Consider the following 15,925-nt stretch of genomic DNA (forward strand, 5'->3'; position numbering starts at 1 on the left):
CGACTGCGGAGCAGTCGAGACGGGTGGGGTGCCACACACTCCGACGTCACGTGTGGACCCCCACCCCGGCCCTCCCCACAAGGGGGAGGGAGCAGTTCTGTCTGTGCGCAACATAGGAATCATTTAGCGTCGCATGCATCTCAAGCTCGACACCTCAGGCAGTATTGACGACGGCGACGTCGCCCGCGATCTCGGGCAGGACAGCGCCGATATCGTCGTGCTGTCGGCGGCGGACAGCGATCTTGCCGCCTTCGGCGCGGCGCATGCGAGTCTCCCGTCCGACTTTCCGAGCGTGCGACTGACCAATCTGCTCGCGCTCGGGCACCCCGCTTCGGTCGATCTCTATGTCGAGCGCACGCTGGCCCGCGCAAAGATCGTGCTGCTGCGCATGCTCGGCGGCATCAGCTACTGGCCGCATGGCGTCGAGAGCCTGCGTAGCGATGCCATCGCACGCGGCGCATTGTTTGCCTGCATCCCCGGCGAGATGGACTGGAACGCCGAACTCGCTGCGCGCGGCACTGTGAATGCGGAGGCAACGCACGCGCTGTGGCGCTATTGCAGCGAAGGCGGCGTCGAGAATGCGACGCTGGCGCTGCGCTATGCCGCGCATCTGATCGGGCAGGGCGAAAAGCCGCCCGCGGCGCGGCCGATGCCGTCCGCCGGCTTCTGGCCGCAGGCGCCGATCAGCGACGAGCGACCGAACGCCGTGGTGATCTTCTATCGCGCTCTGGTCGCGGGCGGCGATACGGCTGCGATCGACGCCTTGCGCGCTAGCCTCAATGCGCGCGACCTCAATCCGGTCTGCCTCTATGTCACCAGCCTGAAGGACGAGCGCTCGGTCGCCTTCCTGCGTGGCGCACTCGCGGCGTTTCCGCCTGACGTCATCATCAACGCCACGGCCTTTGCCACGGCAACCGCCAATGACGACGCCGGCGTGCTCTCCGCATCGGGCTGTCCGGTGCTGCAGGTCGCGCAAGCGGGCATTTCGCATGCGAGCTGGGAAGCGTCGTCGCGCGGCCTCACGCCGCGCGATCTGGCCATGCATGTGGTGCTGCCGGAAGTCGATGGCCGCATCTTCGCGAATGTGATCGCCTTCAAGGAACGCGGCATCAGCGATGGTGGCTTCACGCCGACCCTGCTGAAGCCGATATCGGATCGCATCGATGCCGCTGCGGATCTCGCACGCGCCTGGATTCGCCTGCGTCGCACGGAGATCGCCGGGCGACGCGTTGCGCTGATCCTGGCCAATTATCCGAACCGCGATGGCCGCCTCGCTAATGGCGTCGGGCTCGATACGCCGCAGAGCCTGGTCGATATCATCGCTGCGATGCAAGGCGCAGGCTATGATGCAGCCGATGCGCCGTTGACTTCGGCCACCATGATGGACCTGTTGCAGCAAGGTCCGACCAATGCGCTGCACGAGCGTGCCGCGCGCAGCGGCGGCGTCAGATGGTCGCTCGCCGATTATCGGGCTGCTTTCGCCGGACTGCCTGCAAACGTTCGAACGGCGGTGGAAACGCGCTGGGGGGATGCCGCGAGCGATCCTCACGTGGCTGAGGACGCGTTTCGTCTCGGTCTGCACCGCTTCGGCAATATCGTCGTCGGTGTGCAGCCGGCGCGTGGCTACAATATCGATCCCAAGAGCACCTATCACGATCCCGATCTGGTGCCGCCGCATCACTATCTCGCTTTCTACTTCTGGCTCCGGCAAGCATTCGATACGCATGCGATCGCGCATGTGGGCAAGCACGGCAATCTCGAATGGCTGCCTGGCAAGAGCACCGGCCTCTCCGCCGAATGCCTGCCCGATGCGATCCTCGGTCCGCTGCCGCATCTCTATCCGTTCATCGTCAATGATCCCGGTGAAGGAATCCAGGCCAAGCGCCGTAGCTCGGCCGTGATCGTGGATCACCTGACGCCGCCGATGACGCGTGCCGAGCTGCATGACGACCTCGCCCGGCTGGAAAGCCTGGTCGACGAATATGCGGCGGCCAGCGATCTCGATCCGAAGCGGGCCTCCGTCATCGCCGAGGACATCCTGTCATTTGCGCGCGCGCAGCAGCTGGACAGCGACGTCGACATCGACCGCGACACGCCGACCTATGAAGCCCTGCGGGCGCTGGATGCGCATCTCTGCGACCTCAAGGAAATGCAGATCCGCGACGGTCTGCATATCTTCGGCCGCAAGCCGGAGAAAGCGCAGCGCAACGATCTGCTCGTCTCCATCGCGCGCCTGCCGCGCTCCGACATCCGTGCGCAGGATGCGTCGCTGCATCGTGCGCTCGCGGCCGATCTCGGGCTCGGCCATTTCGATCCGCTGACGCGCGAGATGGCCGACGATTATGCCGGGCCGCGTCCGAAGAGTCTTGCCGATCTATCCGATGCGCCGTGGCGCACCGCGGGCGATACGATCGAGCGGATCGAGGCATTGGCCCTGAAGCTTGTCGCTGGCGAATGCAGCTGCGATGCGAGCTGGATGCAGACGACGCAAGTGCTGGGATGGATTGATGCCTCGCTCAGGCCCGCCATCGATGCCTGCGGCGATGCAGAGATGGCGGCCTTTCTCAGGGGCCTCGATGGTCGCTTCATTCGCCCGGGTCCATCCGGCGCGCCGACGCGCGGACGGCCTGATGTTCTGCCGACGGGCCGAAATTTCTTCGCTGTCGATGTCCGCGCGGTGCCGACACCATCCGCATGGCGTATCGGGCAGCTCTCGGCCGAGCGGCTGGTCGAAGCCTATTGGCAGGACGCCGGCGAATGGCCGCGCAGCATCGCGCTGTCGGCCTGGGGTACGGCGAATATGCGCACCGGCGGCGACGATGTCGCGCAGGCGCTCGCGCTGATCGGCGCGCGTCCGGTTTGGGAAGAGACGTCTGGCCGCGTGACCGGCTTTGCCATCACACCGCTGTCCGAACTGAAACGCCCGCGTGTGGATGTGACATTCCGTGTCTCCGGCCTGTTCCGTGATGCGTTCCCGACGCAGATGGACATCATCGGCTCGGCGGTGAGCGCGGTGGCCGAACTCGACGAGCCCGATGACGCCAACCCGATCGCAGCGAATGTCCGTGCCCGTGCGCGAACGCTCGAAGCCAGCGGCGTAAATTGCGAAACGGCGCGGCGGCAGGCGATGCGGCGCGTGTTCGGCTCAAAGCCCGGCGCCTATGGTGCGGGGTTGCAGGCGCTGATGGATGAAGGCGGCTGGAGCAACCGTGCTGATATTGCCGATGTCTATCTCGACTGGGGCAGTTACGCTTATGGCAGCGGTTCCGACGGCGACGGCGCGCGCGACGAATTTGCGGAGCGGCTGAAATCCGTCGATCTCGTCGCGCAGGCGCAGGACAACCGCGAACACGATATTCTCGATTCCGACGATTACTACCAGTTCATCGGTGGCCTTGCCGCGACGGTGCAGACGCTCAAGGGATCGGCGCCGCGCGTCGCCCATATCGATACATCACGGCCCGAAGCGCCGATCGCGCGGCCGCTGGCTCATGAGATTTCGCGCGTGGTGCGCGGCCGTGGCGCCAATCCGAAATGGGTCGCGGGCGTGATGCGGCACGGCTATAAAGGCGCTTTCGAGATTGCCGCCACGGTGGACTATCTGTTCGGTTTTGCCGCCTCGACAGATGCCGTCGGCAATCACCATTTCGATCAGTTGTTCTCGGCCTATCTGGAGAATGATAATGTCCGGGCCTTCATGGCGTCGACCAATCCCGCGGCGCTGCACGAGACCGCGTCGCGCTTCGCCGAAGCGATCCGCCGCGGGATGTGGACGCCGCGCTCCAACAGCGCGCAGCATCTGATTGCTGAACTGATGAATACGAAAGACATCGCGAGGGAACCCGCATGAGCGACTCCGCAGCCGACAACGCCGCCGAAAACCTTCGACACAAGGAGAAGGCCGCCAAACACAAGGCGGCGAAAGACAAGATCATGGCGACCAAAGTGGGCGAGAAAGGCCTGCTGATCGTCCATACCGGCACCGGCAAGGGCAAGACGTCAGCCGCGCTCGGCATGGTGTTTCGCCATATCGGCCATGAAATGCCGGTTGCCGTGGTGCAGTTCACGAAGTCGCCAAGCTGGGACACCGGCGAGGCACGGGTGCTGGCCAAATTTCCCGAACTCGTCACGCTGCACATCATGGGCGAAGGCTTCACCTGGGAAACCCAGGATCGCGAGCGCGACATCGCGGCCGCGACCGCGGGCTGGGAACGCGCCAAGGAGCTGATCCGCGACGATCGCCATCGCATGGTGCTGCTTGACGAACTCAACATCGTGCTGCGTTACGATTATCTCGATATCAACGAGGTGATCGCCTTCCTGCGCGACGAGAAGCCGGCGGACAAGCATGTCGTCATCACCGGCCGCAATGCCAAGCCCGAGCTGATCGAGATGGCCGATCTGGTGACCGAGATGACGCTGGTGAAACATCCGTTCCGCGCCGGCATCAAGGGCCAGAAGGGTGTGGAGTTCTGATGAACCGCACCACGCCCGCGCTGATGATCCAGGCGACCGGCTCCAATGCCGGCAAGTCGACGATCGTCGCCGGGCTGGCGCGGGCTCTGGTGCGCCGTGGCCTCAAGGTCGCGCCGTTCAAGCCGCAGAACATGTCGAACAATGCGGCTGTTGCCGTCGATGGCGGCGAGATCGGCCGTGCGCAGGCCGTGCAGGCGCGCGCGGCGCGGCTGGCGCCGAGCGTGCATATGAATCCCGTGCTGCTGAAGCCTGAGACCGATACCGGCGCGCAGGTGATCGTGCAGGGCCAACGCTGGGGCACGCTGCGCGCGAAGAATTATCTGGAAAAGAAGGCAGCGCTGTTGCCGGCGGTACTCGAGAGTTTTTCGCTGCTCGCCGAGCAGGCTGATATCGTGCTGGTCGAAGGCGCCGGCAGTCCCGCCGAGATCAATCTGCGCAAGGGCGACATCGCCAATATGGGCTTTGCGGCGGCGGCGGACATTCCGGTCGTGCTCGCTGGCGATATCGATCGGGGCGGCGTCATTGCGTCGCTCGCCGGCACGCATCTGGTCCTGGAGCCGGACGAACGCGCGCGGATCCACGGTTTCATCGTCAACAAGTTTCGCGGTGATCCCTCCTTGTTCGATGATGGTCTGAAGGCCATCACGAGGATGACCGGCTGGCCATCGATGGGCGTGCTGCCATGGCTGCCGCAGGCGGCGATGTTGCCGGCGGAGGATGCGGTCGACCTCGACCGCGCGCAAAGCTCCGGCGCCACGCGCGTCATCGCCGTGCCCGTGCTGGCGCGGATAGCCAATTTCGACGATCTCGATCCGCTCGGCATGGAGCCGGGCGTCAAGCTCGTCTTTGTCAAGCCAGGCGAAGCGATTCCCGGCAATGCCGATGTGATCATCATTCCCGGCAGCAAATCCACGATCGGCGATCTCGCTTTCCTGCGTGCGCAGGGCTGGCACATCGATATTGCTGCTCATGTGCGGCGTGGCGGTCATGTGCTTGGTCTGTGCGGCGGCTATCAGATGCTCGGCCATCGCATTGCCGATCCCGATGGCGTCGATGGTGCGCCGGGCGAGGTCGATGGGCTTGGGCTGCTCGATATCGAAACCATCATGAGCGGCAGCAAATCGACGACCATCGTCTCGGGCACGCACATGGCCAGCGGCGCAGCCATCGAAGGCTATGAGATCCATATGGGCCGCAGCAGCGGCGCTGACTGCGAGAGGCCAATGGTGAGAATTGGCGGGCGGCCGGATGGTGCGATGTCACGCGATGGACGTGTGCAAGGCACCTATGTGCATGGCCTTTTCACCGGCGATGCATTTCGCAAGGCTTGGCTGGCCCAACTCGGCATCGCGTCATCCATTGCCTATGAAGCGCAGATCGAATCCGCGCTCGATGCGCTGGCAGATCATTGCGAGAGACATCTCGATATCGATGCGCTGGTTGCGATCGCGCAGACGCGTCAGAGCAACAGCGCGAGTGCGGCATAGATCGCGACTTCAAGTGCGCAGGCTGCCGCATAGACGTTGAGCGCGCGCCTGATGTCGTCGGGCGCGGCGATGCGGCCATCCGCATTGAGATAAGGTTCATTCGCAACGCCTTCCGCATAAACGCGCGGACCGCTGAGCGCGATGCCCAGGGCGCCGGCCATGGCGCTTTCCGGCCAGCCGGCATTGGGCGAGCGATGGTGTCGCGCATCGCGGAACATTGTGCGGAAGGATGTGACGATCGAGCCGCGAGCGACGGGCGCGGCGAGCGCGACGAGGACGCCGGAGATCCGGGCCGGCACGAGATTGACGAGATCATCGAGCCGCGCAGCCGCCCAGCCGAAATCGATGTAATGATCGGTGCGATGGCCGATCATGGAGTCAGCCGTGTTGATGGCCTTGTAGGCGATCAGGCCGGGCAGGCCGAGCAAGGCCAGCCAGAACACCGGCGCGACGATGCCGTCGGAAAAATTCTCCGCGGTGGATTCGATCGCTGCGCGCGTCACGCCGGCCTCGTCGAGACGTTCCGGATCGCGGCCGACGATCATCGCGACGGCTTTTCGCGCGGTGGGCAGGCCGCCATCGATGAAGGCGCGATGCACGCGGGCGACATGTTGATACAGGCTGCGTTGCGCGATCAGCGTCGAGGCGATGAGGGCTTCGATGAGGAAGCCGAGCCCATGGCCGTGGAGAAGGTCGGAGAGCAGGGCTCCGATCAGAAGCGCGGCGCCGACCAGGATGACGACCGTCAGAGCACCGGCTAGCTTACGCGCTGGCTTCGACCAGTTCTCGCGATTGAGCTTCCGTTCGAGCCCCCCGATTCCGTTGCCGATCCACACCACCGGATGCGGCGCGCGGCGCCACAACCAGTCGGGATCGCCAATCACGGCATCCAGCAGCAGTGCTGCGACAACCAGCCAAAGCGCGTCGCCATGCACCAGCATCACGGCGCCACGCGGTTGATTTCGGCGGTGAGGCGATCTAGCGCTTCCACTATGGTCGGGCCGCCGCAGGCGGTGAGACGCTCGGGCAGCACCAGGCGCTTCGATGGCGGATAGGTCTTTTCCAGCGCTGGATGCAGCAGGAAGGCGCGGCCTTCGTCCTCGGCAAAATCGGTGGTGTCGGTCACCAGCAGCAGATCCGGCTTCAGCGTGACGATCGCTTCGAGGGAGGCAAAGCCGCCGGCCTTGAGGCCGAGTTCGCCACCGGCATTCTTCAGGCCGACAGCCGACAATAGTGAGGTGGTGAGATTGTCGCCGCCGGACACCCAGCCGCGCCGCGAGACAGCAAGCACGCGCAGCGGATGGCGATGCGCGGCAGCGCGCGCATGGGCGATGGCGGCGTCGAGTTTGGCAACCTCGGTCTCGGCGCGCTCCGGATGTTTCACCAGCGCGCCCATCTCGCGCAGCTGCTTCTTGACCTCATCGAGCGAGCGGGCCGGCGCGAACTCCGCGACCTTGAGGCCCTTGTCCTTGAGCAATTCGCGCGTCGCCCGCTTGGTAAAGCGGCCTGCGACGACCACGTCCGGCTTCAGCGCCAGGACGTCCTCGGCTTCGCCCGACAGCAGGCGGAACTGGGCAGCCTTGTCCCTGTCCCACGACCGGAAGGGATCGCGCGCAAACGGGCTGAGGCCGAGGATCTGCGCGGAATCGGCGAGCGTGACCAGCAATTGGTCGGTGCAGAGATTGATCGAGGCGATCCGGGGCTGCTCGGCGGCCTGCAAGGGCGCCGCGACCAGAAGCGAGAAAGCCGCAGCGATGGTGGCGCAAAGTCTCTCGCGCTTGGCCCGAGATGATGGCATGAGAGACGGATGAAACATGGTGGCGATCTCACCCAGGCGATGGCCGAATTCGGCGGCGCGGCGGACGAATGGCTGGACCTGTCGACCGGCATCAATCCGTGGCCCTGGCCGATCCGCAAGCTGCCGGACAGCGCCTGGCAGCGGCTGCCGTCGCGTGCCGATGAGCAGGCCTTGCTGGCTGCCGCACGGGCTGCCTATCGCGTGCCGGAAGCGGCCGGCATCGTCGCTGCGCCGGGGACGCAGGCACTGATCCAGTTGCTGCCGCGCCTCGCGGTCGATGGCGCCGTCGCGATCGTCGGCCCCACCTACAACGAGCATTCCGCCGCCTGGAGCGATGCCGGACACGCGATCGCGGCGATCAAGGATCTCTCCGAACTGCCGGCGCATGTCACCCACGCGGTGATCGTCAATCCCAACAATCCCGATGGCCGTGTCACCGACCCGGATCGTCTTGTCGAAGTCGCAGCCGTGCTGCAGCGACGCGGCGGCTGGCTGGTGATCGACGAAGCTTTTGCGGATGTGGATGCGCATATCAGCGCGGTCGCATCCTGCGGCAAGCTGCCGATCGTGATCCTGCGTTCGTTCGGCAAATTCTACGGGCTGGCCGGCATCCGTCTCGGCTTTGCCATCGGCACGCCCGATGTGGTCAACGGCATTCGTCATGTCCTCGGCCCGTGGGCCGTGTCCGGTCCCGCACTGTCTATCGGTGCCAGGGCCCTGAACGATGCGCCATGGGCGATGCAGACGCGCGTGCGGCTGGCAGCGCAGGTGATCAAGCTCGACGGGATCCTGCTCAATGCCGGTTTCGAAGTGGTCGGAGGCACATCGCTGTATCGCCTCGCGCGACATCCGGAAGCTGCCGCCCTGCATCGCAGGCTCGCGCAGAAATACATCTGGTGCCGCAGCTTCGACTGGTCGCGCGAGATGCTGCGCTTCGGTCTGCCCCATGATGCCGAGGCGCTCGATCGTCTTGCGGCAGCGCTCGCGCCATAGCGGCATCGTTCACACTCCCGTCCAGGGAATGATCACGGCCTGATCGCCATGCGTTGCGCGAAAGGTGCTGACGCGGAAGACGTCGGCCAGGATCGCGTCCGACAAGGCGTCAACCGGCGCAGCCTGCGCGACGAGGCGGCCATTCGACATCACCAGCACCGTATCGGCAAAGCGTGCGGCGAGGCCGAGATCATGGGTGACGACAATCACCAGCACGCCGCGATCGGCGGTCTGGCGCAGATTGATCATCACGTCGAGCTGGTAGCGTGGATCGAGCGATGCGGTTGGTTCGTCGGCGAACACGATCGGCGCCTCCACCGCGAGCACGCGGGCCAATGCGACGCGGCTGCGTTCGCCGCCGGAGAGTTCGTTGACCGGGCGATCGGCGAATCCGACGGTGTCGGTCGCCTCCATCGCGCGCTGCACGGCCGCTTCGTCGGCGGGCGAAAGCCGTGCCGGATCGGTGCCGCCATGCGGATAGCGGCCGAGCGCGACGACGTCCTTCGCCACCAGCGGCCAGTGCACGAGATGGCCCTGCGGCAGATAACCGAAACGTCTGGCGCGCTCGCGCAGCGGCAGATCGGCGAGTGCGGCGCCTTCGACGCTGATGTGACCGGTCGATGGCTGCAGGCCCGCGAGGGCGCGCAGCAGCGTCGTCTTGCCGGCGCCATTCGGGCCGACAAGGGCGACCAGATGGCCTTTGGTCAGAGACAGCGACACATCCTGCAGCACGCGTCGGCCGGTCAGCGTGACGTTCAGGTCGTTCGCAGTCAGTAGCGGCGTCTCGCTCATGCGACGCCTCCGCCGAGTGCGCGGCGTTCGCGCATGATGAGATAGAGGAAGAACGGCACACCGATGATCGAGGTGAGCACGCCGACCTTGATGTCGGTGGTGGACGGAATGATGCGGACCGCGATGTCGGCGGCGAGCAGAAGTGCCGCGCCGGTGAGTGCGCTCGGGATCAACAGGCGCGCCGGATCGTGGCCGACAATCGGGCGCATCAGATGCGGGGCGACGAGGCCGATGAAGCCGATGGAGCCGGCGACCGCAACCGCACCGCCGACGCCGAGAGCGACGCCGAGGATGACCAGCAATCGCAGGCGCGAGACATGGATGCCGAGGCTCTGCGCGGTTTCCTCGCCGAGGCTGAGGGCGCGGAAGGCCGAGCGCTGGCTCATCAGGATGACGGAGCCGGCGAGAATGAAGGGCAGCGCCAGTTCGACATGGCGGAAGCTGCGATCCTCCAGCGAGCCGAGCAGCCAGAACGCGATTTCAAGCGCGGCGAAGGGATTGGGCGAGAGATTCATCACCAGCGCCGTCGCAGCGCCGGCAAGGCTGGAGATCGCGAGACCGGCGAGGATCAACAGCAGCAAGCCGGCATTGCGGCCGGCGATGGTGAGCAACACGAAGACCGAGGCAAACGCCATGCTGATGCCGGCGACGGGCAATGCCCAAGAGCGGACATCAGCGAGGCCGAGCGAGATCATCAGCACCGCGCCGAAGGCCGCCGATTGCGGCGCGCCGAACAGCGACGGTGAGGCGAGGGGATTGCGCAGCAGGCCCTGCAGCGCGGCGCCGGAAAGTCCCAAAATGCCGCCGATGGCGAGCGCGAGGATCGCGCGCGGCAGGCGGATCTCGCGAACGATGATCTGCTGCACGTCGCTGGCACCGCCGAACAATGCGTCAAGCACCGTCAGCGGCGGCAGGCGAACAGGACCGGTACCGAGCGATGCCAGCAGCAACAACATCACGAGCAGGGCAAGCGCCGTGGTGGCGATCGCTGTTCGTCTTGCTGCTGGTCGTCCGGTTACCATGTGGCGTTGAACCCTGCATAAAGTGCGGGGCCAGTCGTACCGAAGTTCAGCACTTCCTGGTAGCGCTCATTGAGAATGTTCTCGCCGCGGGCAAACACCTTCCAGTTCGCGTCGAGCCTGTACTCGCTGTAGAGATCGACGCGCGTATAGGCATCGACCACACCGACTTCGTTGGCGCTGCTGTAGCGCTTGGACACGGTGGTGATACGCGGTTCGATCAGCCAGCGGTCATTGGGCGTGATGGTCAGCGCGAAGCGTGCGAGATTTTGCGGGCGACGTGCCAGCGTGAGCCCGGTGGTGAGATCGACGGCGTGCAGATAAGTGTAGGCTGCATTGAATTTCACGAGGCCGGGAAGCACGTCGATGGTGGCGCCGACTTCGAGGCCGCTGGTCTCGGCGCGGGCGACGTTGTTGTAGCAACCGAGGGTCTGGCCAACGGCGCATGCCGTCGGTGTATAGGACACGAAGTTGATCAGGTTGCTGAAGTCGTTGGCGAAGCCCGTGACCGACAGGACCACGCGGCCGTTGAACAGGCTCTGATCGATGCCGGCGTCATAACCGAAGCTTGTCTCGGGCGAGAGCGTCGGCGTGCCATTGGCCTGGGAGTAGAGCTGGAACAGCGTCGGCGCCTTGGCGCCGGTGCCGGCGCTGGCCCGCAGCTTCGTGCCGGTCTCGAAGATGTTGTAGGCCGCGGTCGCGCGCCACGTCTCGAAGCGGGCGACATTGACGACGTCGTCGACGCGGCCGCCCAGCGTGATGTTGAGCCGTTCGCCGATCGGCACCGACCACAGCGCGAACAACGAATTGGTGTCCTGCTGTTTCGCCAGCGTGGAGGTCATCGGGCTCGGTGTCGGCAGAATGCCTGTGGTGAAGGTCTGCGCAGTCTCGCTCTGGGTCTTGGCGCCATAGACCAGCGAGCCGAAGGCACCGAGTTTCAGCGTGGCCTGATATTCCGCGCCAAGGCTGTCGCCCCAGTAATCCAGTGTCCTTGCTGTCGCGCCGCGCGGTGGCGCCATGCTGAGCGGATAGCTGAGCTCGTTGAACGAGCGTTCCGTATGGGTGTTCGAGACGGTCACGTTATGCGTGAGGATGCCGCCGAAGGAATCGATGCCGACGCGGCCATAGACGGTCTGCAGCAAACGATCCGTCGACGATCCCGTGTCCGGATATGTGCCGCTCGCTGCGTCATAGGCGGCGCGCGTGAATGACTGCACGGTACCGGCCTCGAGGCGAATGCCTTCGCCGGCATCGTAGCCGATGCGCGCGGAGCCGCCGACGCGATCGTAACCGTCGCGTTCGAGATTCGGATAGCGCGCCTCGATGGATGGAATGCGATAGCCGTAACGCGAAAAACCATTGGAATGCTGGCCGCCACCAGTGAAGGCGTAGGACCACGGACCGTTGGTGCCGACCATCGAGCCCTGTGTCGTCACGGTGCCATAGCTGCCGGCTTCGGTGCGGACGTTGAACTGCGCGGGACCGCTGCCTTTCTTGGTGATGATGTTGATCACGCCGCCCATGGCATCGGAGCCATAAAGCGCGCTCTGCGGGCCGCGCAGCACTTCAATGCGATCGATGGCCGAGGGCGCGAACATGGCGAATTCGAAGTCGCCGGATGCAGCGGTGGGATCATTGACGCGGATGCCGTCGATCATCACCAGCGTCTGGCCGGTATTGGCGCCGCGCATGCGCACATTCGCCGTGCCGCCGGGACCACCATTTTCGGAAATGTCGAGGCCGGGCACGCTGCGCAGGGCATCGACGAGAGAACCCGGATTCGATGTCGCGATGGTCTCGCCGGAGACGACGCTGATGGCGCTGCCGGTTGCGCTCAACGGTTCCGGCGCGCGACTCGCGGTGACGACGACTTCGGAGAGTTCCTGGGTATTGGATTGCGCCTGTGCCTGATGTGCGGACACAGCCAGAATCGCTGCACTGCTGGCAGCGATCATTCGGATAGACATGAGATTCCTTGCCGCCGACCCACCGTCGGACGTGTTTCAAAATGTCCTCGGCCGGTCTCCTGGCTCGCAGTGCTGTCCGGATCGGCCTTCCCGAGCAAGTCTCAGGACTTGGCTCAGTGGCATCGAGGATCCGGACCAACTGCTTACAGTTGCGGGGGCAGCTGCGGCATCAGGGGGAGGTCTCCCCCACACCGCATTCCCGTTTCACCTCCTCGCGGAGGCACCGATGACGGTTTTTTAGTGGCACAGCGTAACGCTCTGCGCAACAGGCTTATGTTCGTCATTGCGAGGAGCCCTTGCGACGAAGCAATCCAGCCTTCGCTTGCGGCTTTCTGGATTGCTTCGTCGCTTCGCTCCTCGCAATGACGGTTCTGGTTCTAGCTGCGGAGCGCTGCCAGCACCTCGTCGGGGCGTTCCACCATCATCATGTGGCCGGTCGCCGGCAGAATCACGGTGCGTGCGTCGCTGAGTGCTGCCGCAAGTGCCTTGCCGGCCTTGGCGGGAGTCATCATGTCCCGCTCGCCGAGGATGAGCGTCACCGGAACCTTGATCTGCGCCGCGGCGGCGAGGGCGTTCTGATAAGAATTGCAGGCATCGAGATCGGCATGCAGCACGCCGGGCTTCGTCGCCTCCAGCACGCGCTGCGCGCCGGTATGCATCCACAGGCCCGGCGCGAGGCTGCCGCCGAGCTCGGCGCGCATGCCGAGACCCCAGATCGACACCATGTCGATGGCCGACCGCTCATTGGCTTCGGCATCCTTGAGCAGGTCCGGGCCGACGGTCATGGTCGCTGCCGTGCCGAGCAGGTCGAGGCGTGTGACCTTGTCGGGATGGCGCGCTGCGGTTTCCAGCGCGATCAGCGAGCCCATGGAGTGGCCGATGAGGCGCGCGCTCCTGGCGCCGGCAGCCGTGATCAGCGCCGCGGTCCAGTCGGCGAGATCGGCGATGGTGGTCAGCGCTTCGCCGCCGCTGCGGCCGTGGCCGGGAAGGTCAGGCGCCAACACCGCAAAACCATGATGCGCGAACCAGCGTGTGTGCAGCGCCCATGTGGAGCTGTCGAATCCGGCGCCGTGCAGCAGCACAACGACCGGGAGCGACGGATCGAACGTGCGGCCGCCATTGGCGACGAAGGTGTCGTGACCATTGACCTTGATCTGCATCGGCTCAGCCCTTCTGCGAGAAGCGCAGCGCCTGCGCGAGATCGTCGATGATGTCCTGCGCGGCCTCGATGCCGACGGAGAGGCGGATCAGTTCCTCGCCGATGCCGGCAGCTTTCAACTGCTCGGCATCCATCTGCTGATGCGTGGTCGAAGCGGGATGGATCACCAGCGTCTTGGCATCGCCAACATTGGCGAGATGGCTGGTGAGTTTCAGCGCCTCGATGAATTTGCGGCCGGCCGGACGTCCGCCCTTGATGCCGAAGGAAATGATCGAGCCGGCGCCGCGCGGCAGCAGTGTCTTGGCCAGCGCATGATCGGGGTGGTTTTCCAGCGACGGATGCAGCACCCAGTCGACGGCCTTGTTCGCCGTGAGCGCGGCGAGCACCGCGCTGGTGTTGGCCACATGGCGCTCCATGCGGATGCCGAGCGTCTCGACGCCCTGCAGCAACTGGAACGCGTTGGTCGGCGACAGGCACGCGCCGAAGTCGCGCAGGCCTTCGGTGCGCGCGCGCATGATGAAGGCGGCGGTGCCGAACTGCTCGTCGAAGACGATGCCGTGATAGCCGGCATAAGGCTCGGTGAGCTGCGGGAATTTGCCGGAGGCGCGCCAGTCGAAGCGACCGCCATCGACGAGCACGCCGCCGATGGCGATGCCATGGCCGCCGATCCATTTCGTGGTCGAATTCATCACGAGGTCGGCGCCGAGATCGATCGGGCGCGACAGGAATGGCGTGGCAAAGGTGTTGTCGATCAGCAGCGGGATGTTTGCGGCATGGGCGATGGCGGCGACCGCGGGAATGTCGAGCACTTCGAGACCGGGATTGCCGATGGTCTCGCCGATCACGAGTTTGGTGTTCGGCGTGATCGCCGCCTTGAAGGCATCGAGGTCGCGCGGCTTCACGAAGGTGGTGGTGATGCCGAAGCGTGGCAGCGTATGCGCCAGCAGGTTGATCGTACCGCCATAGAGCGAGGAAGACGCCACGATGTGATCGCCGGCATTGAGGATGGTCGCGATGGCGAGATGCAGCGCGGCCATGCCTGATGCAGTGCACACGGCGCCGACGCCATTCTCCAGCGCGGCGAGACGCTCTTCCAGCACGGCGATCGTGGGATTGGAGATGCGGGTATATATGTGACCGGCGCGCTCGAGATTGAACAGAGCAGCGGCGTGATCGGTGTCCTGAAACACGAAGGACGTGGTCTGATGGATTGGCACCGCGCGCGATCCGGTGACGGGATCGGGGTGCTGGCCGGCATGCAGGCTCAGCGTTTCAAAAGCAGGCGGCTTGGGTGCTGGCATCTCGCGTCTCGTCCCCTTTGGTTTTCGGTATCTATGGCACGAATCGCATCGGGGATGCGAGCAATGCGCGTTTCGACAAAGGAACAAATCATCGGGTCGCGACTTGAGTGTTGCTGCGGCTGTGGAGAATTTCGCTGCGCAGCACGGGGATTCACCAAGACAGCAATGCATGGCGAGGCCGCGGTCGTTGCAGTTGTGTTGCGTGGCGTCAGGGGGCAGATAGATGGACATCGATTTTGCGCGCAAGGCGCAGATGCGATCGCTCCGCCTGAATGGCGCTGACGAACATCGCAACGCCGCCGTATTCGGCGCGCAATCATGGCGTTCTTTGTCGAACGGAGATTTTGATCGGCCTCGCTCCCTTGGAGCCGAGGCTGCCGTCGTCTATGGGCGACGTGTTGGGGAAGCAGGCGTAAGGGGCGTGGTACTACATCGCGATGTGTTCTGGCTCGGCAAGCAGTGGGCTGTGACCGGTTACGGCGTTCAGGCTGTGAGCAAGAAGCACAATATGAAATTTGATATCGATGTGTCGCAGATCTGGGGCGATGATCTCGACGCGCCGATGCGCGATCTGCCGTGGTTCGATGCGAAGGATTTTGCCGAGGCGGTCGAGCGGGCGAGAAAGCGCGCGACGGAACAGCCGCTGACATTCAGGCCGCCATTGAGTGACGAGCGGTGACGGCCTGCGTTCAGCAGTAGGGCGGATTAGCGAAGCGCAATCCGCCGCGGTCTTCGCAACATGAACTCGGCCGGCGGATTACGGCTTCGCCTCATCCGCCCTACGGTCGAGCGCTCGCATTCTCGCGGCGCCCATGGCGTCCGAGGTATGGGCATTCTCCCCTCGAGACATGAGGGGAGGTGGCACGCCGCAAGGCGCGTTGGGTGGGACTTGACGCTGCCCGTTCAGCGCTGGATCGCCAGCGAGACCGGACC

At 64.9% G+C, this 15,925-nt stretch carries 12 protein-coding genes and 1 riboswitch; of the genes, 5 read left to right on the forward strand and 7 right to left on the reverse strand.

Annotation, left to right across the window (positions count from 1 at the left end; all coding sequences use genetic code 11):
* Window positions 1–133 precede the first annotated feature (133 nt).
* From cobN to ACIQ17_RS21095, 3 genes are read left to right on the forward strand one after another with little or no spacing between them, the layout of a single operon-like run.
* Window positions 134–3,850 (forward strand): cobaltochelatase subunit CobN, encoded by a 3,717-nt coding sequence (cobN, locus tag ACIQ17_RS21085; protein ID WP_398471047.1) that lies wholly within the window; start codon window positions 134–136, stop codon window positions 3,848–3,850.
* The gene (gene cobO, locus ACIQ17_RS21090) at window positions 3,847–4,476 is read left to right on the forward strand and encodes a cob(I)yrinic acid a,c-diamide adenosyltransferase (RefSeq protein ID WP_398471048.1); all 630 of its coding nucleotides are present in this window, start codon (window positions 3,847–3,849) and stop codon (window positions 4,474–4,476) included. The genes cobN and cobO overlap by 4 nt, the downstream gene beginning before the upstream one ends.
* A complete protein-coding gene (locus ACIQ17_RS21095; protein ID WP_398471050.1) occupies window positions 4,476–5,963 on the forward strand; it encodes a cobyric acid synthase in 1,488 nt (495 codons plus the stop codon). The genes cobO and ACIQ17_RS21095 overlap by 1 nt, the downstream gene beginning before the upstream one ends.
* Here ACIQ17_RS21095 and cbiB read toward each other — a convergent pair.
* Complete coding sequence (gene cbiB, locus ACIQ17_RS21100; RefSeq protein ID WP_398471052.1) at window positions 5,936–6,904, reverse strand: adenosylcobinamide-phosphate synthase CbiB; 969 nt, start codon at window positions 6,902–6,904, stop codon at window positions 5,936–5,938. The genes ACIQ17_RS21095 and cbiB overlap by 28 nt on opposite strands.
* Window positions 6,904–7,779 (reverse strand): ABC transporter substrate-binding protein, encoded by an 876-nt coding sequence (locus ACIQ17_RS21105; RefSeq protein ID WP_398471053.1) that lies wholly within the window; start codon window positions 7,777–7,779, stop codon window positions 6,904–6,906. Before ACIQ17_RS21105 ends, cbiB begins: the two co-directional genes overlap by 1 nt.
* On the opposite strand from ACIQ17_RS21105, the gene cobD reads away from it, so the two are divergent.
* Window positions 7,771–8,754 carry a threonine-phosphate decarboxylase CobD gene (cobD, locus tag ACIQ17_RS21110; protein WP_398471055.1) on the forward strand — a complete coding sequence of 328 codons (984 nt, stop codon included), beginning with the start codon at window positions 7,771–7,773 and terminating at the stop codon, window positions 8,752–8,754. The two genes, ACIQ17_RS21105 and cobD, sit on opposite strands and share 9 nt — an antisense overlap.
* A 9-nt stretch (window positions 8,755–8,763) precedes the next feature.
* On the opposite strand, the gene ACIQ17_RS21115 is transcribed toward cobD, so the two are convergent.
* The 5 genes from ACIQ17_RS21115 to ACIQ17_RS21135 all read right to left on the reverse strand — a co-directional run bounded on the left by ACIQ17_RS21115 (window position 8,764) and on the right by ACIQ17_RS21135 (window position 14,992).
* Window positions 8,764–9,546, reverse strand: a complete 783-nt coding sequence (locus ACIQ17_RS21115; RefSeq protein ID WP_398471057.1) for an ABC transporter ATP-binding protein — start codon at window positions 9,544–9,546, stop codon at window positions 8,764–8,766.
* Complete coding sequence (locus tag ACIQ17_RS21120; protein WP_398471059.1) at window positions 9,543–10,568, reverse strand: FecCD family ABC transporter permease; 1,026 nt, start codon at window positions 10,566–10,568, stop codon at window positions 9,543–9,545. The genes ACIQ17_RS21115 and ACIQ17_RS21120 overlap by 4 nt, the downstream gene beginning before the upstream one ends.
* On the reverse strand, window positions 10,562–12,532 hold the full coding sequence (locus tag ACIQ17_RS21125; protein WP_398471060.1) for a TonB-dependent receptor plug domain-containing protein: 1,971 nt from the start codon (window positions 12,530–12,532) through the stop codon (window positions 10,562–10,564). The genes ACIQ17_RS21120 and ACIQ17_RS21125 overlap by 7 nt, the downstream gene beginning before the upstream one ends.
* Window positions 12,533–12,563: 31 nt before the next feature.
* Window positions 12,564–12,775, reverse strand: a riboswitch (cobalamin riboswitch).
* Window positions 12,776–12,909: 134 nt separating this feature from the next.
* Window positions 12,910–13,692, reverse strand: a complete 783-nt coding sequence (locus tag ACIQ17_RS21130; protein ID WP_398471061.1) for an alpha/beta fold hydrolase — start codon at window positions 13,690–13,692, stop codon at window positions 12,910–12,912.
* A 4-nt stretch (window positions 13,693–13,696) separates the two neighbouring features.
* A complete protein-coding gene (locus ACIQ17_RS21135; protein ID WP_398471063.1) occupies window positions 13,697–14,992 on the reverse strand; it encodes an O-acetylhomoserine aminocarboxypropyltransferase in 1,296 nt (431 codons plus the stop codon).
* A gap of 223 nt (window positions 14,993–15,215) precedes the next feature.
* Between ACIQ17_RS21135 and ACIQ17_RS21140 the strand changes: the two genes are divergently transcribed.
* Window positions 15,216–15,671, forward strand: a complete 456-nt coding sequence (locus ACIQ17_RS21140; RefSeq protein WP_398471064.1) for a hypothetical protein — start codon at window positions 15,216–15,218, stop codon at window positions 15,669–15,671.
* Window positions 15,672–15,925: the final 254 nt, after the last annotated feature.

This window comes from Tardiphaga sp. (genome assembly GCF_044340795.1).
In the GTDB taxonomy this organism is placed as follows: Bacteria; Pseudomonadota; Alphaproteobacteria; order Rhizobiales; family Xanthobacteraceae; genus Tardiphaga.

Bases quoted from the DNA above. Each gene is read 5' to 3' on its own strand.
- cobN (WP_398471047.1), top strand. From the start codon at position 134: ATGCATCTCAAGCTCGACACCTCAGGCAGTATTGACGACGGCGACGTC.
- cbiB (WP_398471052.1), bottom strand. From the start codon at position 6,904: ATGCTGGTGCATGGCGACGCGCTTTGGCTGGTTGTCGCAGCACTGCTG.
- ACIQ17_RS21130 (WP_398471061.1), bottom strand. From the start codon at position 13,692: ATGCAGATCAAGGTCAATGGTCACGACACCTTCGTCGCCAATGGCGGC.
- ACIQ17_RS21105 (WP_398471053.1), bottom strand. From the start codon at position 7,779: ATGTTTCATCCGTCTCTCATGCCATCATCTCGGGCCAAGCGCGAGAGA.
- cobO (WP_398471048.1), top strand. From the start codon at position 3,847: ATGAGCGACTCCGCAGCCGACAACGCCGCCGAAAACCTTCGACACAAG.
- ACIQ17_RS21125 (WP_398471060.1), bottom strand. From the start codon at position 12,532: ATGTCTATCCGAATGATCGCTGCCAGCAGTGCAGCGATTCTGGCTGTG.
- ACIQ17_RS21120 (WP_398471059.1), bottom strand. From the start codon at position 10,568: ATGGTAACCGGACGACCAGCAGCAAGACGAACAGCGATCGCCACCACG.
- ACIQ17_RS21140 (WP_398471064.1), top strand. From the start codon at position 15,216: ATGGACATCGATTTTGCGCGCAAGGCGCAGATGCGATCGCTCCGCCTG.
- cobD (WP_398471055.1), top strand. From the start codon at position 7,771: ATGAAACATGGTGGCGATCTCACCCAGGCGATGGCCGAATTCGGCGGC.
- ACIQ17_RS21115 (WP_398471057.1), bottom strand. From the start codon at position 9,546: ATGAGCGAGACGCCGCTACTGACTGCGAACGACCTGAACGTCACGCTG.
- ACIQ17_RS21135 (WP_398471063.1), bottom strand. From the start codon at position 14,992: ATGCCAGCACCCAAGCCGCCTGCTTTTGAAACGCTGAGCCTGCATGCC.
- ACIQ17_RS21095 (WP_398471050.1), top strand. From the start codon at position 4,476: ATGAACCGCACCACGCCCGCGCTGATGATCCAGGCGACCGGCTCCAAT.